At 44.9% G+C, this 25,003-nt stretch carries 19 protein-coding genes, 3 rRNA genes and 1 pseudogene; 22 read left to right on the plus strand and 1 reads right to left on the minus strand.

Annotation, left to right across the window (positions count from 1 at the left end):
* Positions 1 to 6 precede the first annotated feature (6 nt).
* The 20 genes and pseudogenes from pheT (at position 7) to pgeF (ending at position 21,025) form a co-directional block, all read left to right on the plus strand.
* Complete coding sequence (pheT, locus tag NQ489_RS07065) at positions 7 to 2,424, plus strand: phenylalanine--tRNA ligase subunit beta (RefSeq protein ID WP_021652919.1); 2,418 nt, start codon at positions 7 to 9, stop codon at positions 2,422 to 2,424.
* The gene (locus NQ489_RS07070; RefSeq protein WP_021652918.1) at positions 2,424 to 3,032 is read left to right on the plus strand and encodes a histidine phosphatase family protein; all 609 of its coding nucleotides are present in this window, start codon (positions 2,424 to 2,426) and stop codon (positions 3,030 to 3,032) included. The genes pheT and NQ489_RS07070 overlap by 1 nt, the downstream gene beginning before the upstream one ends.
* A 295-nt stretch (positions 3,033 to 3,327) precedes the next feature.
* Positions 3,328 to 3,540, plus strand: coding sequence for a ferrous iron transport protein A (locus tag NQ489_RS07075; protein WP_044962386.1), 213 nt, complete (start codon positions 3,328 to 3,330; stop codon positions 3,538 to 3,540).
* A 145-nt stretch (positions 3,541 to 3,685) separates the two neighbouring features.
* Complete coding sequence (locus NQ489_RS07080; RefSeq protein ID WP_021652917.1) at positions 3,686 to 5,347, plus strand: MotA/TolQ/ExbB proton channel family protein; 1,662 nt, start codon at positions 3,686 to 3,688, stop codon at positions 5,345 to 5,347.
* 14 nt (positions 5,348 to 5,361) lie between these two features.
* Positions 5,362 to 6,435 (plus strand): OmpA family protein, encoded by a 1,074-nt coding sequence (locus NQ489_RS07085; RefSeq protein WP_021652916.1) that lies wholly within the window; start codon positions 5,362 to 5,364, stop codon positions 6,433 to 6,435.
* A gap of 6 nt (positions 6,436 to 6,441) precedes the next feature.
* Positions 6,442 to 6,660, plus strand: coding sequence for a hypothetical protein (locus tag NQ489_RS07090; RefSeq protein ID WP_021652915.1), 219 nt, complete (start codon positions 6,442 to 6,444; stop codon positions 6,658 to 6,660).
* Positions 6,654 to 6,872: a leucine-rich repeat domain-containing protein gene (locus NQ489_RS07095; RefSeq protein ID WP_250789769.1), complete on the plus strand. Its 219-nt coding sequence runs from the start codon at positions 6,654 to 6,656 to the stop codon at positions 6,870 to 6,872. Before NQ489_RS07090 ends, NQ489_RS07095 begins: the two co-directional genes overlap by 7 nt.
* Positions 6,873 to 7,867: 995 nt before the next feature.
* Positions 7,868 to 9,396, plus strand: a 16S ribosomal RNA gene (locus tag NQ489_RS07100).
* A gap of 60 nt (positions 9,397 to 9,456) precedes the next feature.
* Positions 9,457 to 9,574: ribosomal RNA gene (gene rrf, locus NQ489_RS07105) — 5S ribosomal RNA — on the plus strand.
* A 324-nt stretch (positions 9,575 to 9,898) separates the two neighbouring features.
* Positions 9,899 to 12,787: ribosomal RNA gene (locus tag NQ489_RS07110) — 23S ribosomal RNA — on the plus strand.
* The 16S, 23S and 5S rRNA genes sit together here, the layout of an rRNA operon.
* A 324-nt stretch (positions 12,788 to 13,111) precedes the next feature.
* On the plus strand, positions 13,112 to 13,810 hold the full coding sequence (locus NQ489_RS07115) for an energy-coupled thiamine transporter ThiT (protein ID WP_022427325.1): 699 nt from the start codon (positions 13,112 to 13,114) through the stop codon (positions 13,808 to 13,810).
* 403 nt (positions 13,811 to 14,213) lie between these two features.
* Positions 14,214 to 14,745 (plus strand): annotated as a pseudogene (locus NQ489_RS07120) (IS607 family transposase).
* Positions 14,675 to 15,838: an RNA-guided endonuclease InsQ/TnpB family protein gene (locus NQ489_RS07125; protein WP_227945600.1), complete on the plus strand. Its 1,164-nt coding sequence runs from the start codon at positions 14,675 to 14,677 to the stop codon at positions 15,836 to 15,838. Before NQ489_RS07120 ends, NQ489_RS07125 begins: the two are co-directional and overlap by 71 nt.
* A gap of 196 nt (positions 15,839 to 16,034) precedes the next feature.
* Positions 16,035 to 16,910, plus strand: coding sequence for a methionyl aminopeptidase (locus tag NQ489_RS07130; RefSeq protein ID WP_015525317.1), 876 nt, complete (start codon positions 16,035 to 16,037; stop codon positions 16,908 to 16,910).
* Between the two features lie 138 nt (positions 16,911 to 17,048).
* Complete coding sequence (gene rplS, locus NQ489_RS07135) at positions 17,049 to 17,396, plus strand: 50S ribosomal protein L19 (protein ID WP_015525316.1); 348 nt, start codon at positions 17,049 to 17,051, stop codon at positions 17,394 to 17,396.
* A gap of 96 nt (positions 17,397 to 17,492) precedes the next feature.
* A complete protein-coding gene (gene lepB, locus NQ489_RS07140) occupies positions 17,493 to 18,101 on the plus strand; it encodes a signal peptidase I (RefSeq protein ID WP_015525315.1) in 609 nt (202 codons plus the stop codon).
* A 42-nt stretch (positions 18,102 to 18,143) separates the two neighbouring features.
* Positions 18,144 to 19,001, plus strand: a complete 858-nt coding sequence (gene ylqF, locus NQ489_RS07145) for a ribosome biogenesis GTPase YlqF (RefSeq protein WP_015525314.1) — start codon at positions 18,144 to 18,146, stop codon at positions 18,999 to 19,001.
* Positions 19,001 to 19,756, plus strand: a complete 756-nt coding sequence (locus NQ489_RS07150; protein WP_015525313.1) for a ribonuclease HII — start codon at positions 19,001 to 19,003, stop codon at positions 19,754 to 19,756. The genes ylqF and NQ489_RS07150 overlap by 1 nt, the downstream gene beginning before the upstream one ends.
* A gap of 45 nt (positions 19,757 to 19,801) precedes the next feature.
* A complete protein-coding gene (locus tag NQ489_RS07155) occupies positions 19,802 to 20,161 on the plus strand; it encodes a YraN family protein (protein ID WP_044960433.1) in 360 nt (119 codons plus the stop codon).
* A gap of 18 nt (positions 20,162 to 20,179) precedes the next feature.
* Positions 20,180 to 21,025: a peptidoglycan editing factor PgeF gene (pgeF, locus tag NQ489_RS07160; protein ID WP_021650173.1), complete on the plus strand. Its 846-nt coding sequence runs from the start codon at positions 20,180 to 20,182 to the stop codon at positions 21,023 to 21,025.
* On the opposite strand, the gene NQ489_RS07165 is transcribed toward pgeF, so the two are convergent.
* Entirely contained in the window at positions 21,012 to 22,184 is a 1,173-nt protein-coding gene (locus NQ489_RS07165) for a ribose-phosphate pyrophosphokinase (protein ID WP_015525311.1), read from the minus strand. The two genes, pgeF and NQ489_RS07165, sit on opposite strands and share 14 nt — an antisense overlap.
* A 144-nt stretch (positions 22,185 to 22,328) precedes the next feature.
* Between NQ489_RS07165 and NQ489_RS07170 the strand changes: the two genes are divergently transcribed.
* A complete protein-coding gene (locus NQ489_RS07170; RefSeq protein WP_044960436.1) occupies positions 22,329 to 23,714 on the plus strand; it encodes a radical SAM protein in 1,386 nt (461 codons plus the stop codon).
* Positions 23,677 to 25,002: a ribosome biogenesis GTPase Der gene (der, locus tag NQ489_RS07175; RefSeq protein ID WP_021650175.1), complete on the plus strand. Its 1,326-nt coding sequence runs from the start codon at positions 23,677 to 23,679 to the stop codon at positions 25,000 to 25,002. The genes NQ489_RS07170 and der overlap by 38 nt, the downstream gene beginning before the upstream one ends.
* Position 25,003 lies beyond the last annotated feature (1 nt).

Genomic DNA, 25,003 nt, shown 5'->3' on the forward strand with positions numbered 1-25,003 from the left:
ACCAAAATGAATACTTCATTATCTTGGATTAAAACATATGTGCCGGATCTGGATGTAACGGCACAGGAATATACAGATGCCATGACCTTAACAGGCACAAAGGTAGAGGGCTTTACAGAGCTGGATGCAGATCTCGATAAGATCGTGATCGGCCAGATCGATAAGATCGAGAAGCATCCGGATGCAGATAAGCTGATCATCTGCCAGGTAAATATCGGAACTGAGAGTGTGCAGATCGTAACAGGCGCTCCAAATGTAAAAGAAGGAGATAAGGTTCCGGTTGTTCTTGATGGCGGACGTGTTGCAGGCGGCCATGATGGAAAAATGACTCCCGGAGGGATCAAGATCAAAAAAGGCAAACTCCGTGGCGTTGAGTCCTTTGGTATGATGTGCTCTATCGAGGAACTTGGAAGCACCAGAGAAATGTATCCGGAAGCACCGGAATACGGAATCTATATTTTTCCTGAGGACGCAGTTGTGGGTGAGAGCGCTGTTAAGGCACTTGGCCTTGACGATGTGGTATTTGAGTATGAGATCACTTCCAACCGTGTAGACTGCTACGGTGTTCTTGGAATCGCAAGAGAGGCAGCAGCAACCTTCCAGAAGAAATTTTGCCCGCCGATTGTAGAGGTTAAGGAAAATGATGAGAAAGCTTCCGATTATGTAAAGGTTACTGTAGAGAATCCGGAGCTTTGCCCGCGTTACTGCGCAAGAGTTGTAAAAAATGTCAAGATCGGTCCGTCCCCGAAGTGGATGCAGAGATGTCTGGCTTCCAATGGAATCCGCCCGATCAACAACCTGGTTGATATCACAAACTATGTAATGGAAGAGTTTGGACAGCCAATGCATGCATATGATCTGGATACCATCGCAAATCAGGAGATCGTTGTACGCCGTGCAGGAAAAGATGAGAAATTCGTCACACTGGATGGCCAGGAGCGTATCATGGATGAGAACGTTCTGATGATCTGTGACGGTGAGAAGGCTGTCGGCATCGCAGGTATCATGGGTGGAGAGAATTCCATGATCACAGACGATGTAAAAACGGTTCTTTTTGAGGCGGCGTGCTTCGATGGAACCAGCATCCGTCTTTCTTCCAAGAGGATCGGACTTCGTACAGATGCATCCGGTAAATTTGAGAAGGGTCTTGACCCGAACAATGCACAGGCTGCAATTGACCGTGCATGCCAGCTGATGGAAGAGCTTGGTGCAGGTGAGGTTGTAGGCGGAATGGTTGATGTCTGCAGCGAGACAAGAGAGCCATCCAGAGTAAAATTTGAGCCTGAGAAGATCAACAAGCTTCTTGGAACCAGCCTTACAAAAGAAGAGATGATCGATTATCTTGGACGTGTAGAACTGGCTTATGATGAAAAAACAGACGAGATCGTTGCACCGACATTCCGTCAGGATATCCACTGTAATGCAGATGTTGCAGAGGAGGTTGCAAGATTCTATGGCTATGATAAGATCCCGATGACACTTCCTACAGGAGAGGCTACTACAGGTAAGCTGCCATTTAAGCTTCGTATCCAGGAGGTTGCAAGAGATATCGCGGAATACTGCGGATTCTCAGAGGGAATGTCCTATTCTTTCGAAAGCCCGAAGGTATTTGACAAGCTTTGTATTCCTGAGGACAGTGATCTTCGTAAAGTCATCACCATCAGCAATCCTCTTGGAGAGGACTACAGTATCATGCGTACAAGCACACTGAACGGTATGCTGGCATCCCTTTCCACAAACTATAACAGACGTAATAAAGATGTTCGTCTTTACGAGCTTGGAAATATCTATCTTCCGAAGTCCCTTCCGGTTACAGAGCTTCCGGATGAGCGTACCATGTTTACACTTGGAATGTACGGAAAAGGCGATTTCTTTGATATGAAGGGTGTATGCGAGGAGTTCTTCGAGAAGATCGGAATGAAGAAAAAGGTTACCTACGATCCAAACAGCGGAAAACCATTCCTTCATCCGGGAAGACAGGCGAACATGATCTACGAGGGTAAGGTAGTTGGATACTTAGGTGAGGTTCATCCGGCTGTTGCAGATAATTACTCTATCGGAGAAAAAGCATATATCGCAGTGATTGACATTCTGGATGTTCTGGAATTTGCTGGTTTCAACCACAAATATACAGGAATTGCCAAATATCCGGCTGTAACTCGTGACCTGAGCCTTGTAGTTCCCCATGCAGTTCTCGCAGGACAGATTGAGGAGATTTTTGATCAGAGAGGCGGAAATATTCTTGAGAGTTATCAGCTGTTCGATATCTACGAGGGCGCACAGATTGAGAAAGGTTTCAAATCCATGGCTTATTCTCTGGTATTCCGTGCCCATGACAAGACTCTTGGTGAAAACGAGATCTCCGCAGCAATGAAAAAGATCATGAATGGTCTTAACGGACTTGGAATCGAGCTGAGAAGCTGATGCTGATCTACATTGTAAGACATGGCCTGACTGAGTGGAATAAATTAAAAAAGCTTCAGGGTGCAGCGGATGTACCTCTTGCGAAGGAAGGGATCCTTCTTGCAGAAAAAACCGGAGAAGCTCTCCGTAATGTGAAGTTTGATATCTGTTTTACAAGTCCGCTCTCAAGGGCAAAACAGACAGCAGAATATGTTCTGGGGAAACGTGATGTTCCGATCATACCGGATAAGCGGATTCAGGAGATCGATTTTGGTGTGTTGGAGGGTGATCAGGTAAGAGATGCAGATGGCAATTATATCGATCCGCAGATCGAGACTTTTTTCCGTGATCCGGTAAATTTTAAACGACCGGAAAAGGGCGAGGATATTTTTGATGTGATCGCCAGGACAAAGGATTTCTGGGATGAAATAACATCTGATCCGACTCTTGCGGATAAAACAATTCTTGTTGCCTCTCATGGATGTGCAGTCCGTGCTCTTCTTCAGAATGTAGATCCTGATCCGGAGAATTTCTGGAGAGGCTCCGTGCCGCCAAACTGCTGTGTTAATCTTGTGGAAGTAAAGAATGGAAAGACAACGCTTCTGGAAGAAGATAGAGTTTATGCATAGAAAATAATGAGAAACGCAGAATAACTGTAATGGCTGTTCTGCGTTTCTTTTTTGCTTGTTTTTATTGGTGGAATTTCACAGGTTATGATTGACTAATTGAGATAAAATGAGATAAAATATATAAAAGCAATGGATAATTCAGAAAAATAAAAGTTAAACCTTGCTAATTATATAAAGATGCAGAATTGTGTTGGAATTATATGAAATCATTTAACCAAGTGCGGATTGCGAATATCCGCCTACGGATAGAGGATAATTACTGATAGCGATGTGATATATGGAATGGGGTGAGTATATGCAGTCATTAAATGAGACAAAAGCAGGGGAAAGCTACACGATCAAGTGGATGACCGGAATGCCGGAGACTATGGAACAGATCAGGCAATATGATGTCAGCGAAGGAAAGACCGTACAGATCATAAGCAGGATACTTGGCGGAGTGATCGTAGGTGTTTGCGGACGCAGGATCCTGATCAGCGATGATGCAGCCTGCCGTATAAAAGTATAAATAAAAGTATAAAATAGAAAAAAGACGAAAGGACAATTCTTTTGGCGAAGGAATTGTCCTTTCTGGTTGTTTTAGGGAAGATGTTATGATAGTATGGGAACAAAAGAGTAACTTTTTTCAAAAATAAAGACAGGGGAGGCATATTATGGGAAAAAAGTTTATGAATACAGTGCTGTTTCTGGCAGTAACAGTGGCCGCGGCAACCCTGACTGCTTATGTTGGAAAAGGCTCCGGGAATGTGTTGCTTTATAATTTTACATTTCTGGGACTTATGCTGATCATATACGCAGTGGGGCTTTTTGCAGGTTTATATCGGATGGATAACCTGTCAAGAGCACTGAAGCATGGCGCTGGTGAGATCACAGAAGTGTTTCAGCTTCCGGGAAGAGCCAGAAAAGAAGAGATTGGGCAGCTGCGAGGGATTTTCGGTGACCGCTATCTCGACAAAAAGATGGATGATTTTGTTGACAGCATCAGCAGAACGGAAGAAGGGATCGCTGAAGTAGAGGATTTTGTGAATATTGAGGATGTAGATGTACATATCCACAAGAGACTCCTTGAGATGGCTCCGGACATTTTTACAAGCCTTGGCATCCTTGGAACATTTATCGGTCTTGTGTGGGGACTTAAGAACTTCCAGCCCACAGATTATGAAGTGATGACAAGCTCTGTATCCGCTCTTGTAGATGGCATCAAAGTTGCGTTTCTGACTTCCATTTATGGAGTTGCACTTTCTGTTGTGTACACATTTGGGATGAAAAGCGGATATTCTGCGATGTCCCAGGCAATGCAGGATTTTCTGGATCGTTTTCACGCACTGGTGCTCCCTACTGCGGAGAATGAGTCCTGGAATCTCCTTGTTTCCAGCCAGAAGACGCAGACAGAAGCCATGAAACAGATGGCGGAACAGTTTTCTGTGCAGATGGCAGATAGCTTTGAGAAAGTGATCACACCTACTTTTCAGAAGATGAATGATTCTCTGGACGTTCTTACCGCATCTGTGACAAAAGGGCAGCAGGATGCGATCCGGGAGATCCTGGATACGTTTTTAAGCGAGATGCATGGTTCCTTTCAGATGCAGTTTGAAGATTTTAATGATGCTCTGGCAGAACTTAAGAAGGTGCAGAAGGAGAATACAGAATATACATCAGAATTGTACAAGACCATGAGCAGTCAGCTGAGTGAAACTTTTACGAAGCAGGAACGTGCCATGAAGGATGCCATTAAGGAAATCGATGAGATGCAGAGCAGTTATATGAAGACTGCAGACCGTATTATCCGGGATAATCAGATGATCCAGCAGCTGCAGAAACAGGATTACGAAAAGTTTGCCCGGCATATGCATGAAAATGAAAAAGAATCCGCAGATCTCTGGAAAAACTGCAATGCATCTATGCGCCAGTATGTGGACAGTGCTGCAGAAGGGATGAAAGCAGTTGCGGATTCCAATAGGATCAGCGAGGAGCTTCTTCGTGAAGATAAGAAGATGATCGAAGATTTTGAAGCCAGAGTGAAAGAATTTACCGAGAGCCAGAAGATGGTCAATAGTGTTCTGGATGAGGTACGCAGGCTTCTTTCTGAGATCAAGACGGCAAAAAATAACCGTGATATCCATCTGATCGCCGGACAGCCCTGGGGCTATGGAAGCAATGCCGGTATCCAGGAACTTAAGGATAAGCTGACGGGTCTGGAGGATCTTCTGGAAGGACAGGGCGCAAGACAGGAAGCGCTGCTGGATGAGATCGAGCGCAGTATCCGTGAGGCAACGAAGGCAGCACAGAAAAGCCGTTTTGGTTTATTTAAATAAGAGAGGAATTGTCAATGCGCAAAAAAAGAAAGCCGGAGGAGCATGGGTTTAATGTCTGGCGTTCTTATTCGGATATGATGGCAGGAGTTTTGCTGCTTTTTGTTCTGATCATGTGTGTGACACTTTTTCAGGCACAGAAGAGCTATCAGGACAGTCTGAAGGAACGGGATGAAAAAATCGCTCTTCAGGAAAAATATACAGAAGAGCTTCTGGAAAAACAGAATGCGCTGGATGAGCAGGCAGGAACATTAAAGAGCCAGGATGAGCAGATCAAGTCCAAGGACAAGCAGATCAAATCTCAGGATGAAGAACTGTCTTCTCTGGCGGAGAAGCTTGCCAAACAGCAGGAAACGCTTGAGGCGCAGCAGAAAAAGCTGGCCTCTCAGAAAAAGAAGCTTTCCAGCCAACAGGATACATTGAAAGAGCAGCAGTCTGCGCTGGATGAAAAAACAGAGCTTCTGGAAGAGCAACAGGAGAAGATCGACAAGATCATCGGCGTGAAAGCTGAGGTTGTGGAAGCTTTGCAGAAGGAATTTGAGAAAAAGAACCTCAATGTGGATATTGATCCACAGACAGGTGCGCTGACGCTGAATGCAAATGTTATGTTTGATTATGATCAGGCAGAGCTTACCGATTCCGGTAAGATGACATTGTCTATGGTACTGCCGACATATTGTAAGGTGTTGCTGGATGATTCCTATAAGAAATATCTTGGCGAGATCATTATTGATGGTTATACGGATACAGACGGAGATTACAGTTATAACCTGGAGCTGTCACAGAAGAGGTCTCTGGCGGTAGCGCAGTATCTTTTGGATATTAAGAGTGATTTTCTGAAGGATTCACAGGTTCAGGAACTGAAGGATTGTCTGACAGTGAATGGACATTCCATGTCAGATCCGGTTCTGGATGCAGATGGAAATGTAGATAAGGATGCGTCCAGACGTGTAGAGGTAAAATTCCGTTTGAAGGATGAAGAGATGATCCAGGAACTGAATAAGATCATGCAGGGAGATTCTGCAGAGTCCGACAGTACTGCTCAGAAAAAAGAAAAGAATCAGAAAGAAAATCAGGATAATAAGCAGTAATAAAATATGGCTGCTTTATATTTTTTAAGGAGGATTGGGTATGAAAAGAAAACTGGCATTGATGCTGAAATGACGCTTCTGGCTGGCAGCCTGGATTCGGGAATGCTGGTCAGTGCAGCTGATTTTTCAGCAGAAGAGAGTGTGGAACAGGCAGTGGAAGAGGAGCTTTTTCCGGCTGTACATTCCTTTCTTCCATCCACATTCTGGATAATGGGGTGGTGGTAGAAGCAGGTGCATTTAAGCAATGTACAAGTCTTACCCGTATCCATATCCCTGCATCAATGGTTACACATGGTTATGTGGGTGAGAGTTCGGCGTATCCGGGAATTTTTGCGGGAGATACAGGGCTGACGACGGTCACCTTTGTGAAAGGGATCACAAAGATCGCCAAGTACAGAACTCGCCTTCGGCTCAGACAGCAGGCTCTGCCGCAATAACGCCATCTCCCGCAGCCCAAGTAGTAATCATCCCTCCTCCGCAGCAGCCCGGCTCAGCGTACCACCATAAATATCGAAGAATACAGGGACCAGATCGGCCCAGCGTACCACCATAAATATCGAAGAATACAGGGACCAGATCGGCCCAGCGTACCACTATAAGTACCGAAGAATACAGAAACCAGATCGGCACAACGTTCCATTCTGAGTACCGCAGCATACAGACAAAAGTCAACAACACAGCACACACAACAACGCAGAACTCCTTCCGTGCCCAAGAGGGTGGGGGTGCAGGGGGAGGGCCTTCGGGCTACGGAACTCTGAGATGGCCTTCCCCCTGCATATTCCCGCATTGAAAATGCGACCGGCATAGCGCCATCCAGCGAAGAGACTTATTATTAAAAAACAACACGATAAACAACACAATAAACAACAATAAAGATAATCCTAAAATTACAAATAAGAATAAAAAATTGTCCTATAAAGATAAACTTCCAGGAAAATCTAAAAAAATTGAAATTTATGGTTGACAAGCATAACTCCCAGTGGTATTATAACTGAGCTGTCACAAATAATTGTTTTTAAAAACAAACAATTAAAAAGAATTTCAGAAAAATGAAATTTACAGTTGACAAAAGACAGAAGATATGATAAAGTATCCAAGTCGTCAACAAAACGACAACAAGATCTTAACTCAAAAATGTTTGAAAAAAACTTAAAAAAGTGCTTGACAAACAAAAAGAGATGAGATAAAATAAACGAGCTGTCTGAGAGACAGACACAACAAACCTTGATAACTAAACAGTGAAACACATACGATTCTCGAAAATTTCTTTACATTTAAAGAACGGTTTAAACAAACCAAAAGCAGTAAAAACGAGAGATAGCCAAACGGTTGTCTTGAGTAAATGAATCAAACACTTCTTAAGCCTTTGGCTTAATCAGTGTGAGTCGCAATTAAGTTGATGCGAGCATCACTGAATTGCTAACACATTTTATCAGAGAGTTTGATCCTGGCTCAGGATGAACGCTGGCGGCGTGCTTAACACATGCAAGTCGAACGGGAAACCTTTTATTGAAGCTTCGGCAGATTTAGATTGTTTCTAGTGGCGGACGGGTGAGTAACGCGTGGGTAACCTGCCTTATACAGGGGGATAACAGTCAGAAATGACTGCTAATACCGCATAAGCGCACAGGACCGCATGGTCCGGTGTGAAAAACTCCGGTGGTATAAGATGGACCCGCGTTGGATTAGCTAGTTGGTGAGGTAACGGCCCACCAAGGCGACGATCCATAGCCGGCCTGAGAGGGTGAACGGCCACATTGGGACTGAGACACGGCCCAGACTCCTACGGGAGGCAGCAGTGGGGAATATTGCACAATGGGGGAACCCTGATGCAGCGACGCCGCGTGAAGGAAGAAGTATCTCGGTATGTAAACTTCTATCAGCAGGGAAGAAAATGACGGTACCTGACTAAGAAGCCCCGGCTAACTACGTGCCAGCAGCCGCGGTAATACGTAGGGGGCAAGCGTTATCCGGATTTACTGGGTGTAAAGGGAGCGTAGACGGATGGACAAGTCTGATGTGAAAGGCTGGGGCTCAACCCCGGGACTGCATTGGAAACTGCCCGTCTTGAGTGCCGGAGAGGTAAGCGGAATTCCTAGTGTAGCGGTGAAATGCGTAGATATTAGGAGGAACACCAGTGGCGAAGGCGGCTTACTGGACGGTAACTGACGTTGAGGCTCGAAAGCGTGGGGAGCAAACAGGATTAGATACCCTGGTAGTCCACGCGGTAAACGATGAATGCTAGGTGTCGGGTGACGAAGTCATTCGGTGCCGCCGCAAACGCATTAAGCATTCCACCTGGGGAGTACGTTCGCAAGAATGAAACTCAAAGGAATTGACGGGGACCCGCACAAGCGGTGGAGCATGTGGTTTAATTCGAAGCAACGCGAAGAACCTTACCAAGTCTTGACATCCCTCTGACCGACTCTTAACCGAGTCTTTCCTTCGGGACAGAGGAGACAGGTGGTGCATGGTTGTCGTCAGCTCGTGTCGTGAGATGTTGGGTTAAGTCCCGCAACGAGCGCAACCCCTATCCCCAGTAGCCAGCGGTTCGGCCGGGCACTCTGAGGAGACTGCCAGGGATAACCTGGAGGAAGGCGGGGATGACGTCAAATCATCATGCCCCTTATGATTTGGGCTACACACGTGCTACAATGGCGTAAACAAAGGGAAGCGAACCTGCGAGGGTGGGCAAATCCCAAAAATAACGTCCCAGTTCGGACTGTAGTCTGCAACCCGACTACACGAAGCTGGAATCGCTAGTAATCGCGGATCAGAATGCCGCGGTGAATACGTTCCCGGGTCTTGTACACACCGCCCGTCACACCATGGGAGTCAGTAACGCCCGAAGTCAGTGACCTAACCGCAAGGAAGGAGCTGCCGAAGGCGGGACCGATGACTGGGGTGAAGTCGTAACAAGGTAGCCGTATCGGAAGGTGCGGCTGGATCACCTCCTTTCTAAGGAAAAAGTAGAGAAACAAGATGTGTTTTACTGTTTAGCTATCAAGCTGAAAGATTTCTGGTGCCGATGCGGTTGGGGGACACACCCGTTCCCATCCCGAACACGACGGTTAAGACCCAATCGGCCGATGGTACTGCACTGGAGACGGTGTGGGAGAGCAGGTGGGCGCCAGATCAAAAAAAGAAGGACAGGGAAACCTGATGAGATAGATGCTGGTTTTACCAGTGATCTGAGAGAAAAAGCTATTTTCCTTTCAGATGGCTGATAAAACATCAGTCAGCATTGTACCTTGAAAACTGCATACATGAGATTTGATTAAGTTAATCAAATATCCTTAAACGCAAAGTATTAAGAAATTAATGCAAACGCAAAGATAGGAAGACATCGATTTATCTGTTATTGAACAGAGTAATCAAACACATGTCGGAAGATACGAGAGTATCGGAAGACACGAGAATCAAGAGACCGCATCACCTACGCTAGGGTGATGAAGCGAAAGGTCAAGCAATAAGGGCACAGGGCGGATGCCTTGGCACTAAGAGCCGATGAAAGACGTGATAAGCTGCGAAAAGCTTCGGGGAGGAGCAAATATCCCGTGATCCGGAGATGTCTGAATGGGGAAACCCGCATGAGCAGACCTCATGCATCCATACGCCAATCCATAACGTATGGAAGGGAACCCGGGGAACTGAAACATCTAAGTACCCGGAGGAAAAGAAAGAAACATCGATTCCGTAAGTAGCGGCGAGCGAACGCGGAGGAGCCTAAACCGGTGTGCGTGCATGCCGGGGTCATGGACTGCATTTAAGATTCAGCGAAGTTAACAGAACGGTTTTGGGAAAGCCGGCCGGAGAGGGTGAAAGCCCCGTACGTGAAAGCAGAGCTGACTGAGCAGGATCCGGAGTACCACGAGACACGAGGAACCTTGTGGGAAGTAAGGGGGACCACCCCCTAAGGCTAAATACTACTTAGTGACCGATAGCGCATAGTACTGTGAAGGAAAGGTGAAAAGGACCCCGGGAGGGGAGTGAAAGAGAACCTGAAACCCTGTGTCTACAAGCTGTGGAAGTACTTTATATGTACGACCGCGTACTTTTTGTAGAACGGTCCGGCGAGTTACGCTTACTGGCAAGGTTAAGCACTTCAGGTGTGGAGCCGTAGGGAAACCAAGTCTTAATAGGGCCAGAGTCAGTAGGAGTAGACCCGAAACCGGGTGATCTATCCATGTCCAGGTTGAAGCTGCCGTAAGAGGTAGTGGAGGACCGAACCCACATCCGTTGAAAAGGGTGGGGATGAGGTGTGGATAGGGGAGAAATTCCAATCGAACCCGGAGATAGCTGGTTCTCCTCGAAATAGCTTTAGGGCTAGCCTCGGTGTGAGTCTTGCGGAGGTAGAGCACTGAATTTCCTAGGGGGCGTCAAAGCCTACCGAAGAATATCAAACTCCGAATGCCGTGTAGATATCACCGGGAGTCAGACTGCACGAGATAAGTTGGGCGGTCAAAAGGGAAAGAGCCCAGACCTACAGTTAAGGTCCCAAAGTGCGCGTTAAGTGGAAAAGGATGTGGGATTTCGAAGACAACCAGGATGTTGGCTCAGAAGCAGCCATACATTCAAAGAGTGCGTAATAGCTCACTGGTCGAGAGGTCCTGCGCCGAAAATGTCCGGGGCTGAAACGCGCCACCGAAACTAAGGAATCTAGTAATAGATTGGTAGAGGAGCATTGCATGCGGGAAGAAGCAGTACCGGAAGGAGCTGTGGACTGCATGGAAGAGAGAATGCCGGAATGAGTAGCGAGATAGAGGTGGGAATCCTCTAGGCCGAATATCCAAGGTTTCCAGGGTAAAGCTGATCTGCCCTGGGTGAGTCGGGACCTAAGGTGAGGGCGAGAGCCGTAGCCGATGGACAACAGGTTGATATTCCTGTACTGCAGTATGACAGAACTGTGGGGACACGTAAGGAGAGCGGGAGCCGGGAATGGAAAGCCCGGTACAAGCGGGGTACCAGTCACATAGGAAAATCCGTGTGGCAATGGGAAGACGTGATGTGGAGCGAAGATTAGTAGCGAAGCCCGTGAGCCATGCGTCAAGAAAAGCCGCTATCGTTCATATTGTACCCGTACCGTAAACCGACACAGGTGGATGAGGAGAGAATCCTAAGGCCGGCGGAAGAAGTATTGCCAAGGAACTCGGCAAAATGGCCCCGTAACTTAGGGAGAAGGGGTGCCTGCGAGAGCAGGCCGCAGAGAATAGGCTCAAGCAACTGTTTAGCAAAAACACAGGTCTATGCGAAACCGAAAGGTGAGGTATATGGGCTGACGCCTGCCCGGTGCTGGAAGGTTAAGAGGAGAGGTCAGACGTAAGTCGAAGCTTTGAATTTAAGCCCCAGTAAACGGCGGCCGTAACTATAACGGTCCTAAGGTAGCGAAATTCCTTGTCGGGTAAGTTCCGACCCGCACGAAAGGCGTAATGATTTGAGCGCTGTCTCGGCAATACATCCGGTGAAATTGAAGTGCCAGTGAAGATGTTGGCTACCCGCGCCAGGACGGAAAGACCCCATGGAGCTTTACTCCAGTTTGGCACTGGGGTCCGGTGTTGCATGTACAGGATAGGTGGGAGGCTGAGAAACGGTAACGTCAGTTGCCGCGGAGCCGCTGTTGGGATACCACCCTTGTGATATTGGGCTTCTAACCAGCCGCCGTAATCCGGCGGTGGGACAATGCCAGGCGGGGAGTTTGACTGGGGCGGTCGCCTCCGAAAGGGTATCGGAGGCGCCCAAAGGTTCCCTCAGAATGGACGGAAACCATTCGAAGAGTGCAAAGGCAGAAGGGAGCTTGACTGCGACACCGACGGGTGGAGCAGGTACGAAAGTAGGGCTTAGTGATCCGGTGGTATTAAGTGGGAATGCCATCGCTCAACGGATAAAAGCTACCCTGGGGATAACAGGCTTATCACTCCCAAGAGTTCACATCGACGGAGTGGTTTGGCACCTCGATGTCGGCTCATCGCATCCTGGGGCTGTAGTAGGTCCCAAGGGTTGGGCTGTTCGCCCATTAAAGCGGTACGCGAGCTGGGTTCAGAACGTCGTGAGACAGTTCGGTCCCTATCCGGCGTGGGCGCAGGATATCTGAGAGGAGCTGTCCTTAGTACGAGAGGACCGGGATGGACGGACCGCTGGTGGACCGGTTGGCTTGCCAAAGCCATGGCCGGGTAGCCAAGTCCGGAAGGGATAAACGCTGAAGGCATCTAAGCGTGAAGCCCCCCTCAAGATGAGATATCCCATTCTTATGAAGTAAACCCCCTTGAAGACGACGAGGTAGATAGGGCAGAGGTGGAAGTGTGGTAACACATGGAGCTGACTGTTACTAATCGGGTGAGGGCTTGACCAACCAGCCGAGGAAGCGGGGATACCCCCCGCTGTAGTATCGGTACGCAGGTTAAATTTGATTCAAAAAGTTTGATTAACCATCAACAAAGCATGTATGTAGTTTTTAAGGTACAAAGGGAAAGAGGAAAGCAGGAGAAAAATCAGTACATGGATTTTTCTCCTGTTTTTATTATATATAATCATACATCTCCCACCATTTACATCTCTTTTTCCATATGCTACAATAGGTAAGACCAAAGGAGCCTGACCAGGCTGTGAGGAGGTGCAGGCTTTGACCTTTGAACTTGATTTGGGCAATTTCATCGTAAGGAGGAAAGAAAAGAGTATGTTTAATTTTCTTGTGACTGCCGAAGGCGGTCTCACAACGGCAGGATATGCCGTATCTGTTATTGCAGTCCTGATTTTGATAATTCTGGTAGCAGTATTACTTCAGAAAAACACATCTGCATTAAAATTTACCACACAGCAGCTGGTTACCTGTGCAGTAGCATTGGCACTTGCATATGTAACTTCCTACATTAAGATATTTAAACTGCCATTTGGCGGATCTGTGACCTTGTTCAGTATGTTGTTTATTGTTCTGATCGGTTACTGGTATGGCATTAAGGTAGGAATTCTTACCGGTCTTGTATATGGGATTTTTCAGTTCCTCCAGGAGCCATATGTCCTTTCATTTTTTCAGGTATGCTGTGATTACATTCTGGCATTTGGAGCCATGGGGCTTTCCGGATTATTTACAAAATCCAGAAAACATGGTCTTCTTAAAGCATACATACTAGCAATTCTGGCAAGAGGGGCATTCCATGCACTTGGCGGATATCTTTATTGGATGGATTATATGCCGGATAATTTCCCGAAGTCTCTGACAGCTTTGTATCCGATTATTTACAATTACAGTTATATTCTTCTGGAAGGTGTACTGACGATCGTAGTAATTTCTATTCCGGCAGTATCCCGTGCACTTGGGCGAATGCGAATAATGGCAACTGGTGGAAACCGACAATCTGCAGCCACCGAAAAATAATTAATACAGACACATAAATAAAAATAGATCGTTCAAGCTACTACGATCTTTTTTTATTGAAAAATCACAAAAAGTTATATAAAACAAACCAAAAACACAAAGAATACTTTTCACCTAAAGAAAGTTGTGCTATGATAATCAGGCGGAATAATTTCCCATTCAAACGGATGAAGGCAAGTCCCCACCTACAGTTTATTGCTTTTCGCAACCACATAGGAGACTTCTTTGATTCGGTTAAAATATTTCAGACAGATAAACATATCTGAACATATAAAATACAAAAGAAAAAGCAGCCATACAGTTGCGAAAAGGAGAATATCTTAAGTAATCAAATTTGTTGACTAATGTGATCAAATGTGTTTAAAAGTACTCAAAAGAGTAAATTATTATGAACACATCAAATATCACAAATTACAAGCCAAAAGATTTTGCTGAACTGTTAGGTGTATCTGTAAAAACATTACAGCGTTGGGATAGAGACGGAACTCTAAAGGCAAACCGAACTCCAACTGATAGACGTTATTACACTTATGACCAATATCTGCAATTCAAAGGAATAAGTACTGAAGATGACCAACGTCAGGTAGTTATTTATGCCAGGGTATCTACAAGAAATCAAAAAGATGATTTACAAAACTAGGTTGCATTTTTACGACAGTTTTGTAATGCCAAAGGTATTATTGTAGACCAGTGTATTGAAGATTATGGAAGTGGCCTTAATTACAATCGTAAAAGTGGAACGAATTATTAGATGAAGTGATGGAACAAAAAATCAAAACCTCGTGCAGGATATTGTTTCAATACTCCATGTGTTCTCTTGCAGGTTGTACGGACTTCGTAAGTATAAAAAACAAATAGAAAGGGATGTGGAAATTGCTAAAGAGCTTCAAGACGGAAATAAATCCGTCAGAGGAACAGAAAGTCAAGATTCATAAGACGATAGGAACTTGTAGATTTATTTATAATTTCTATCTTGCCCATAATAAAGAACTTTACAACAACGGTGAAAAGTTTATGAGCAGTAACAGGTTTAGAGTCTGGCTTAACAATGAATATCTTTCTGAGCATCCGGAGTATTCGTGGATCAAGGAAGCTTATTCAAAAGCAGTAACACAGTCAGTAAATAATGGACAAACTGCTTTTACAAGATTTTTCAATCACGAGAGTGCTTTTCCTAAGTTCAAAAAGAAAGGCAGATCTGATGTAAAGATGTATTTTGTAAAGAATAATCCAAAGGATTGTCGTTGCGAAAGGCATAGAATCAATATTCCGTCACTTGGTTGGGTCCGTATCAAAGAAAAAGGATATATTCCAACAACTAAAGACGGATATGTGGTTAAAAGTGGCACGGTCTCAATGAAAGCTGACAGATACTATGTTTCAGTTCTTGTAGAAATTTCTGATAACAAGATTGCTGATAATTCCAATGCAGGAATTGGCATAGACTTGGGATTAAAGGATTTTGCCATTGTTTCTAATGGTAAGACTTATAAGAACATCAACAAGTCAGCAAGACTGAAAAAGCTTGAGAAACAACTTATTCGGGAACAGAGATGTCTCTCCCATAAGTATGAAAATCTAAAGAAAGGAGAAGTCACTCAAAGGGCGAATATACAAAAACAAAAACTCAAGGTACAGAAACTTCATCATAAGATAGATAATATCCGTACTGATTACATTAACAAGACAATCACTGAGATAGTGAAAACCAAGCCATCTTATATAACGATCGAGGACTTAAATGTAAATGGTATGATGAAGAATCGACATCTTTCAAAAGCAGTTGCATCACAAAAGTTTTATGAATTTAGAACAAAGCTGCAAATCAAATGCAATGAAAATGGGATCGAACTTCGAATAGTAGATAGATGGTATCCATCATCTAAAACCTGTCACTGCTGTGGCGCTATCAAAAAAGATTTAAAGCTTTCAGATAGAATATTCAAATGCAGTTGCGGTTATGTCGAAGACAGAGATCTCAATGCTGCACTTAATTTGAGAGATGCAATAACTTACGAAGTTGCATAACTAAAACGCAAACGTAAGTATGTACCGAAGGCTATTTTCGGGAATTTACGACTGCGGAGTGTACAAGAACTTGTGAGTAGATATGATTTCGGTCAATCAAAAACATACACGGTGAAGCAGTAAGTAGAACTCGTGAGAGTCTACGTTATCTCGATGTGAGTATATTTACACATATTTTGAGTGGCAGAAGAAAAAGATGTCTAAAAAAATCGAACGAAATGATCCCTGCTGGTGTGGAAGCGGAAAAAAATATAAAAAATGTCATGAAGCATTTGATGAAAAAATGGAACTCATGAAAAAGAAGGGGTATGCAGTTCTTGACCATGATCTGATCAAGACACCTGCACAGATCGAGAAGATCAAAGAGAGCTGCAAGATCAATGTTGCAGTTCTTGATTATGTTGCAGAGCATATCGGACCAGGCGTGACGACACAGCAGATTGATGACTGGGTACATGAAGAAACAGTACGTCATGGCGGAATTCCGGCACCACTTAATTATGAAGGTTTTCCAAAAAGCGTATGTACATCTATCAACGAGGTAGTATGCCACGGAATCCCGGATGAAGAAATTGTCTTAAAAGAAGGTGATATTGTCAATGTAGATGTATCCACCATTTATCAGGGATATTTTTCTGATTCCTCCCGTATGTTCTGTATTGGACAGGTAAGTCCGGAGAAGGAGAAGCTTGTCCGTGTGACAAAAGAATGCATAGAGCTTGGCCTTGAACAGGTAAAACCATGGACACCGATCGGAAATATGGGAAGTGCTGTACACAAACATGCAGTGGAAAACGGCTATACAGTTGTGAGAGAAATTGGCGGACATGGTGTAGGTCTTGAGTTTCATGAAGATCCATGGGTAAGCTACACATCTAAGGAAGATACAGGTGTACTCATGGTACCCGGAATGATCTTTACTATTGAACCAATGGTCAATATGGGATCTGATGAAATCTATACAGATGAGATCGATGACTGGACAGTGAGGACAGAGGATGGTCTGCCATCGGCACAGTGGGAGATCATGGTCCTTGTTACAGAAACAGGACATGAGGTCCTTTGCTGGTAAAAGCCATCGAAAATCCGGAAAAAAAGTCCTTGCAATGAGAAGTTATCTAGTGTATAATCACATATGTTGTGAAAAAAGATGGTCCTCTGTTACCATATGTGTATTAAGAACATCCAGTATAATTAAGGAGAGAAAGAAATGAACGAAATTATTAAGAACATTGAGTCCGCTCAGCTGAAAGCTGAAGTACCGCAGTTCCGCGTAGGAGACACAGTAAGAGTACACGCACTGATCAAAGAGGGAACACGTGAGCGTGTTCAGATCTTCGAGGGTACAGTACTTAAGAGACAGGGTGGAAGCACAAGAGAGACTTTCACAGTAAGAAAGAGCTCCAACGGTGTTGGTGTTGAGAAAACATGGCCGCTTCATTCCCCACATGTAGTTAAGGTTGAGGTTATCCGTCATGGTAAAGTACGCCGTGCGAAACTGAACTACCTGAGAGATCGTGTAGGTAAAGCAGCTAAGGTTAAAGAGCTTGTAAAATAATTTCATAAGTAAAGAGGCAGGGACAATAACATTTGCTATTGTCCCTCTTTTTACATCAGTGCGTATGCGTGTAAAGACACATACAGGGGATAGAATATGGGATTAAATAAGAAGATTAATATCGAAAATCTGAAGGAAAACAGAGCTGTTTCCGAAGCAAGGGAGAAGCTTCGTGATGACAGGACAAGAGGAATCGTGAAATGGGTGTTTGAAATTATTGTGACCCTGGTTTTTGCTGTGCTGGTTGCAATCTCTGCATTTCAGACTGTGACATTGCAGGAAAGTGCCATGGAACCCACGTATTCTGTAAGTGAAAAGTTTTTTGTAAACAGGGCTTTATATAAGGTCAGTTCACCAAAACGTGGAGATGTGATCGTTTTTAAAACAAGCGCCAGTGACTCGGCAGCCCTGCATATCCGACGTGTGATCGGCCTTCCCGGGGAGACTGTTCAGGTTAAAGACGGGAAGATCTATATCAACGGCAAGGTTTATGAAGAAAACGGAGCTTATCAGGATATGACAGATGGAGGACTTGCAAATAGTGCTATAACTCTGGAAAGCGGGGAATATTTTGTCCTTGGTGATAATCGCAATAACAGTGAGGACAGCCGCTTCAGCGATATCGGAAATATCAGTAAGAAGTACATTGTCGGGAAAGTTTGGTTTACAGTTTCTCCGAAAAATAAAATAGGTTTTATAAAATAGATCAAAGTAAACAGATTAAAGTATAGATAAATGAGGTGAATTATGAACGTACAGTGGTATCCAGGCCATATGACGAAGGCGAAGCGTCAGATGCAGGAAGATATCAAGCTGATCGATCTGATCATTGAGCTTGTAGATGCAAGAGTTCCTCTTTCCAGCCGAAATCCGGATATTGATGAGCTGGGAAAAAACAAGGCGCGTATGATCCTTCTCAACAAAGCAGATCTTGCCGATGAGAGACAGAACCGTGCCTGGATGGAATATTTCAAAGAAAAAGGAATCTATGCGGTAAGTATTGATTCCCGCAATAAGGGATCTATGAAGGCCGTTTCTGCGGCAATCACAGAGGCATGTAAGGAAAAGACAGAGAGAGACCGGAGACGAGGAATCAAAAACCGTCCGGTACGTGCGATGGTTGCAGGAATCCCTAATGTTGGAAAATCAACATTTATCAATACCTTTGCAGGAAAAGCCTGTGCCAAGACCGGTAATAAACCAGGAGTTACAAAAGGAAAACAGTGGATACGTCTGAATAAAAGTGTGGAGCTTCTGGATACCCCTGGAATTCTCTGGCCGAAATTTGAAGATCAGGAAGTTGGAATGCGTCTTGCCTATATCGGTTCGATCAAGGACGATATTCTGAACATCGAAGAACTTGCCCTGGGTCTGATCGGATATCTGCAGGAGTTTTATCCGGCAGCGATCAGAGAGAGATACAATGTAGAAGAAGAGCTGAAACCGCTGGATATCCTTACTGCAGTTGCGAAAGCAAGAGGATGTCTGAAAAAGGGCGAAGAGCTTGATTATGAGAAAGCATCCCGCCTTTTGCTGGAAGAATTTCGTTCCGGAAAACTGGGAAAAGTGACTCTGGAGTTTCCAAAAGGACCGGAGGAAGCGTAATGGAAACAATGAAAGATATCAAGGCGCGTTTTGCGTCAGCGAAGGAGGGCGAATATAACGCCCTTTTTCGTCATTATGAAAATGATGAGAGAAGCGGTGTACAGAAACTGATCCAGCAGTATCACAAAAAGCTTCAGGCTCTGGAGGATGAGCGTGTACGTACAGAGAGCATGAAGAAATATGAACATGAATATGAGCATCTTGGATATCTTTGCGGGATCGATGAGGTGGGAAGAGGCCCTCTTGCCGGACCGGTAGTCGCCTGTGCGGTGATCCTTCCGAAAGACTGCGATATTTTATGGCTGAATGATTCTAAGAAGCTTACAGCTAAGAAGAGAGAAGAATTGTACGATGTGATCCTGGAGGGAGCAGTTTCTGTTGGAATTGGAATGGCAAGTCCGGAGAGGATTGATGAGATCAATATCCTGCAGGCAACTTATGAGGCAATGCGCCAGGCAGTGAGCAGGCTTTCTGTACAGCCACAGCTGCTTTTGAACGATGCGGTTACCATACCGGAAATCCAGATTCCGCAGGTACCCATCATCAAAGGTGATGCAAAAAGTGTATCCATTGCGGCAGCAAGTATTGTTGCCAAAGTGACCAGAGACCGGATGATGGAAGAATATGATAAGGTTCTTCCGGAATACGGATTTGCCTCCAATAAAGGATATGGTTCTGCAGCGCATATTGAAGCACTGAAGAAATATGGACCAAGTCCGATACATAGAAAAACGTTTATCACACATTTTGTATAAAAATACTTAAGATACCGACATCAAAAACAGAAAGGTTTTGTTTATCTGAAGGAAAATAGAAGACAGAAGGGCAGCTATTATGAAGGAATTGCTGCAGCGTTCCTGCAAGAAAAGGGGCTGCAGATCAAGGAAAGAAATTTTCGTTGCCGAAGTGGTGAGATCGATCTTGTTGCGCAGGATGGAAGATATCTGGTGTTTATTGAAGTGAAATACAGAAAGAACGGAAAGAGTGGAAGTCCTTTTTCAGCGGTAGGGAGAGAAAAACAGAGGATCATCAGCAAAGTGGCAATGTTTTATCTGATTGCACATGGATACCGGGAGCTGCCTCCCTGCCGTTTTGACGTAGTAGGAATTGATGGAGAGAACATCCACTGGATAAAAAATGCTTTTGATTTTTGCAGTTGAAAGGACTGGTCACATAAGATGAAAATAAAATGGTATAAAGATAAACAGCTAATGAATGTAAATCAGAAGAACGAGGTTACCTGGCTTACATATCCTGCTTTTGAGAAATTTCCCGGGATCGTACATGGCTTCAGTACCCGCCTGGGAGGAGTAAGCCAGGGGATTTATGAATCTATGAACTTAAGCTTCACAAGAGGGGATGAAGAGTCTGCGGTGCGGGAAAATTACCGCAGACTTTCTGCTGCTATGGGATTTTCCATGGAAGATATCGTAACCTCTGATCAGACACACACCACCAATGTACGTGTGGTCACGGAAGAAGACAGAGGAAATGGGATCACAAAACCAAGACCTTATACAGATGTGGATGGAATGATCACCAATGTGCCGGGACTGGTGCTGGCAACGTTTTATGCGGACTGTGTACCACTTTTCTTTATAGATCCGGTACATAGAGCTGTGGGATTATCTCATTCCGGCTGGAGAGGTACTGTAGGAAAGATCGGAAAAGTGACGGTGGAGAAGATGACTGAGGAATTTCAGACAGATCCTTCAGAGCTTTATGCAGCCATTGGTCCTTCTATCTGTCAGGATTGCTATGAAGTCAGTGAAGATGTGATCGATCAGTTTAGAGAGGCGTTTGAAGAAAAATACTGGGATGTGCTTTTTTACAGAAAACCAGATGGGAAATACCAGCTGAATCTGTGGGAGGCGAACCGAAGGATCTTTCTGGATGCAGGCATAAAAGAAGAGCGGATCTCAATGCCGGGCATCTGCACCTGCTGTAATCCGCTCTTTCTTTACTCACACAGGGCTTCTCACGGGAAACGTGGAAACCTGGGAGCATTTATTACTGTTCGTTGACTTTTTTCATGAGATCCATGATCTTTTCGTTGCTGGAACGAACCTTCTCGACAGATACATCATGATTGATGATATCGATGATACTTGCAAGATATTTGCTCATATTTGCTTCGATATAGTATGGACGGTCAAGAAGCTCAGGAATACGATAGTTAAGGTTGGTTGTGATGACTCTGTCCAGCCAGCCTTTTTCGTAATATTCATCAAATTTGGCTACGCCATCTGTAAACAGACCGTAGGTTGTGCAGACGAATACACGTCCGGCTTTACGCTCTTTGAGCTGACGGGCAACATCCAGCATGCTTTCTCCGGAAGAGATCATATCGTCGATGATGACAACGTCTTTGCCCTCTACGGAATCTCCGAGGAATTCGTGAGCAACGATCGGGTTCTTTCCGTTGACAACGGTGGAGTAATCACGGCGTTTGTAGAACATACCCATATCGACTCCAAGGATATTGGAGAAGTATACAGCACGGGACATGGCACCTTCATCCGGGCTGATGATCATGAGATGATCATTGTCAAGCTTGAAATCAGGGACATTTTTGACCAATGCTTTCAGGAACTGGTATGTGGGGAAAAAGTTATCAAAGCCCTTCAGCGGAATAGAGTTCTGTACACGTGGGTCATGAGCATCAAAAGTAATGATGTTGGAAACACCCATGGCACTTAACTCGCGAAGTGCAAGTGCACAGTCAAGAGATTCTCTCTTGGTGCGTCTGTGCTGACGTCCCTCGTAAAGAAATGGCATGATAACGTTGATGCGGTGTGCTTTACCGGTGGCTGCGGAGATGATTCTCTTCAGATCCTGGTAATGGTCATCCGGAGACATGTGGTTCTCATGACCGCATACGCTGTAAGTAAGGCTGTAATTGGTCACATCTACCATGATATAAAGGTCTGTTCCGCGGACAGATTCCTTGATGTAACCCTTACCCTCACCGGTTCCGAAACGTGGGCATTCGCAATCTACAAGGAAAGATTTTTCTGCATATCCCTGTGGGATGATGGTGGATTTCTTGGCGGCTACAAGTTCTTTACGGAATTTAACCAGCTTTTTGTCAACCTCCTCGGCCAGTTCGCGGCATCCGGCAAGTGCGGCGATTCGGATCGGGGCAACAGGCATAGACTTTTCCAGCAATTCTATGTTTGGCATAATATTCCTCCTAAGTGTATGTCATTAAAAATTCTCAGTCTATTTATAACATCAGACCCACGTGTCAGTCAAGGTGTTTTCTCAAAGTGTTGATTTTTAAGAGCAAAGTTGTTATTATATACGGGATAGAAAAGGGAGATAATGATGAAATTAAGAAAGCATATGATTTCCAGGGTGCTGCCCGACAGTATTGCCGAGGAGCTGGGGCTGGAGCCGGGAGACAGACTTGTGTCTGTAAACGGACAGCCTGTGGAAGATGTCTTCGATTACCGGTATCTCATGAATGAAGAGCTCGTGGTGCTTCTGGTAGAGAAGCCTGATGGTGAAGAGTGGGAGCTGGAGGTAGAGAAGGAATATGAGGAAGACCTTGGAATAGAATTTGAGAACGGAGGACTGATGGATGACTATCGCTCCTGTTCAAATAAGTGTATGTTCTGTTTTATTGACCAGATGCCTCCAGGTATGCGTGAGACGCTGTATTTTAAGGATGATGATTCCAGGCTTTCCTTTCTTCAGGGAAATTATGTTACGCTTACCAATATGAGCGAGAAGGATATTGAGCGTGTGATCCGCTATCATCTGGAACCGATCAACATTTCGTTCCAGGCAATGAATCCGGAACTCCGGTGTAAAATGCTGCATAACCGTTTTGCAGGAAAGGCTCTGGATAAGGTGGATATGCTGTACAATGCAGGAATCACCATGAATGGACAGATCGTACTGTGTAAGGGTGTCAATGACGGAGACGAGCTGGAATACAGCCTCGAAAAGCTTTCCGCTTATGCGCCGGTCCTTCAGAGCGTTTCTGTTGTACCGGTAGGACTTACCAAATACAGAGAAGGTCTCTATCCTCTGGAACCTTTTAATAAGGAAGATGCTGAAAAAGTCCTGGGGCAGATCGAACGCTGGCAGAAGATCATGATGGAGAAATATGGGATCCATTTTATCCATGCTTCAGACGAATGGTATATTCTGGCAGATAGGGAGCTTCCCTGTGAGGATGAATATGATGGATATCTGCAGCTTGAGAATGGCGTGGGAATGCTCAGACTTCTGGAAACGGAAGTAAAAGAAACGCTGGAGGGGCTTTCCGGTGACGACCGTAAGGTGACAGGCAGGATCGCCACAGGAAAATTGGCAGCGCCTTTTATCGCACGCTATATAAAAGAGATCCAGAAGAAATATCCCAATGTGCAGATTCCGGTCACAACCATCGAGAATCGTTTTTTCGGTGAAAAGATCACAGTGTCCGGCCTGATCACCGGGCAGGATCTGAAAGAGCAGCTTTCCGGTCTTGACCTTGGAGAGAAGATTCTGATCCCGTGCAGCATGCTAAAAGGTGATGAGGAGATTTTTCTGGATGACATGACACTGGAAGAGCTTTCGGAAGCACTGAACACAGAAATTGTAATCGTAGACACAGGAGGACGTGATCTGGTGGAAGCCGTGATCTACCCTCCGGAACATAAACAAACAAGAAGGAGACAGATTTATGAGCAAACCAGTAGTAGCGATAGTGGGAAGGCCTAATGTAGGCAAATCCACTCTGTTTAACGCTCTGGCAGGTGACAATATTTCCATAGTAAAGGATACACCAGGAGTAACCCGTGACAGGATTTATGCAGATGTCACATGGCTTGACAGGACATTTACTCTGATCGATACAGGCGGAATCGAGCCGGACAGCAGCGATATCATCCTCTCCAGAATGAGAGAGCAGGCACAGATCGCCATTGATACGGCAGACGTGATCATTTTTATCACAGATGTCCGCCAGGGTCTTGTGGATTCCGATGCCAAGGTGGCAGATATGCTCCGCCGCAGCGGCAAGCCGGTACGTCTTGTAGTTAACAAGGTAGACAGCCACCAGAAATATATGATGGACGTATATGAGTTTTATAATCTTGGAATCGGAGAACCGATCCCGATTTCCGCAGCTAACAGACAAGGCCTTGGAGATATGCTGGATGAGGTGATCAAAGAGTTCCCGGATAAGAGTGAAGAGGAAAATCAGGATGATATTCCGAAGATCGCCATTGTAGGAAAGCCGAACGTGGGAAAATCTTCTCTGATCAACAAGCTTCTTGGAGAGGAGCGTGTGATCGTATCCAATATTGCAGGAACCACACGTGATGCTATAGACACAAAGGTTACCTGGAACAAAAAAGATTATATTTTTATCGATACTGCAGGACTTCGACGCAAGGGTAAGGTAAAAGAAGAGATCGAGCGCTATAGTGTTATCCGTACTGTGACAGCTGTAGAGCGTGCAGATGTGGTTGTAGTTGTGATCGATGCCTCCGAGGGCGTTACCGAGCAGGATGCTAAGATCGCGGGAATCGCTCATGACAGAGGAAAGGGTATCATCGTAGCGGTAAATAAATGGGATGCCATTGAGAAAAATGACAAGACCATCTACAAGCATACGGAAAAGATCCGTCAGATCCTTTCCTTTATGCCATATGCACAGATCATCTTTATCTCTGCAAAAACAGGTCAGAGACTTCCAAAGCTTTTCGAAAATATCGATACAGTTATCGAAAATCAGACACTTCGTATCCAGACAGGTGTTCTTAATGAGATCCTTTCTGAGGCAGTCGCTCTTCAGCAGCCGCCGTCTGACAGAGGAAGAAGACTGAAGATCTTCTATATGACACAGGTTGCGGTAAAACCGCCGACATTTGTTATCTTTGTCAATGACAAGGAACTGATGCATTTTTCCTATGTAAGATATCTGGAGAACAAGATCAGGGATGCATTTGGATTTTCCGGAACTTCCCTGAAATTTATCATCCGCGAGCGCGGGGAAAAGGAATAAA

Source organism: Blautia sp. KLE_1732_HM_1032, assembly GCF_025147905.1.
Classification (GTDB): Bacteria; Bacillota; Clostridia; order Lachnospirales; family Lachnospiraceae; genus Blautia_A; species Blautia_A fusiformis.

What these genes read in the sequence shown, in the direction of transcription:
- pheT (WP_021652919.1), top strand. Translation starts at nt 7, where the DNA reads ATGAATACTTCATTATCTTGGATTAAAACATATGTGCCGGATCTGGAT.
- NQ489_RS07070 (WP_021652918.1), top strand. Translation starts at nt 2,424, where the DNA reads ATGCTGATCTACATTGTAAGACATGGCCTGACTGAGTGGAATAAATTA.
- NQ489_RS07075 (WP_044962386.1), top strand. Translation starts at nt 3,328, where the DNA reads ATGCAGTCATTAAATGAGACAAAAGCAGGGGAAAGCTACACGATCAAG.
- NQ489_RS07080 (WP_021652917.1), top strand. Translation starts at nt 3,686, where the DNA reads ATGGGAAAAAAGTTTATGAATACAGTGCTGTTTCTGGCAGTAACAGTG.
- NQ489_RS07085 (WP_021652916.1), top strand. Translation starts at nt 5,362, where the DNA reads ATGCGCAAAAAAAGAAAGCCGGAGGAGCATGGGTTTAATGTCTGGCGT.
- NQ489_RS07090 (WP_021652915.1), top strand. Translation starts at nt 6,442, where the DNA reads ATGGCTGCTTTATATTTTTTAAGGAGGATTGGGTATGAAAAGAAAACT.
- NQ489_RS07115 (WP_022427325.1), top strand. Translation starts at nt 13,112, where the DNA reads ATGTTTAATTTTCTTGTGACTGCCGAAGGCGGTCTCACAACGGCAGGA.
- NQ489_RS07125 (WP_227945600.1), top strand. Translation starts at nt 14,675, where the DNA reads ATGTGGAAATTGCTAAAGAGCTTCAAGACGGAAATAAATCCGTCAGAG.
- NQ489_RS07130 (WP_015525317.1), top strand. Translation starts at nt 16,035, where the DNA reads ATGTCTAAAAAAATCGAACGAAATGATCCCTGCTGGTGTGGAAGCGGA.
- rplS (WP_015525316.1), top strand. Translation starts at nt 17,049, where the DNA reads ATGAACGAAATTATTAAGAACATTGAGTCCGCTCAGCTGAAAGCTGAA.
- lepB (WP_015525315.1), top strand. Translation starts at nt 17,493, where the DNA reads ATGGGATTAAATAAGAAGATTAATATCGAAAATCTGAAGGAAAACAGA.
- ylqF (WP_015525314.1), top strand. Translation starts at nt 18,144, where the DNA reads ATGAACGTACAGTGGTATCCAGGCCATATGACGAAGGCGAAGCGTCAG.
- NQ489_RS07150 (WP_015525313.1), top strand. Translation starts at nt 19,001, where the DNA reads ATGGAAACAATGAAAGATATCAAGGCGCGTTTTGCGTCAGCGAAGGAG.
- pgeF (WP_021650173.1), top strand. Translation starts at nt 20,180, where the DNA reads ATGAAAATAAAATGGTATAAAGATAAACAGCTAATGAATGTAAATCAG.
- NQ489_RS07165 (WP_015525311.1), bottom strand. Translation starts at nt 22,184, where the DNA reads ATGCCAAACATAGAATTGCTGGAAAAGTCTATGCCTGTTGCCCCGATC.
- NQ489_RS07170 (WP_044960436.1), top strand. Translation starts at nt 22,329, where the DNA reads ATGAAATTAAGAAAGCATATGATTTCCAGGGTGCTGCCCGACAGTATT.
- der (WP_021650175.1), top strand. Translation starts at nt 23,677, where the DNA reads ATGAGCAAACCAGTAGTAGCGATAGTGGGAAGGCCTAATGTAGGCAAA.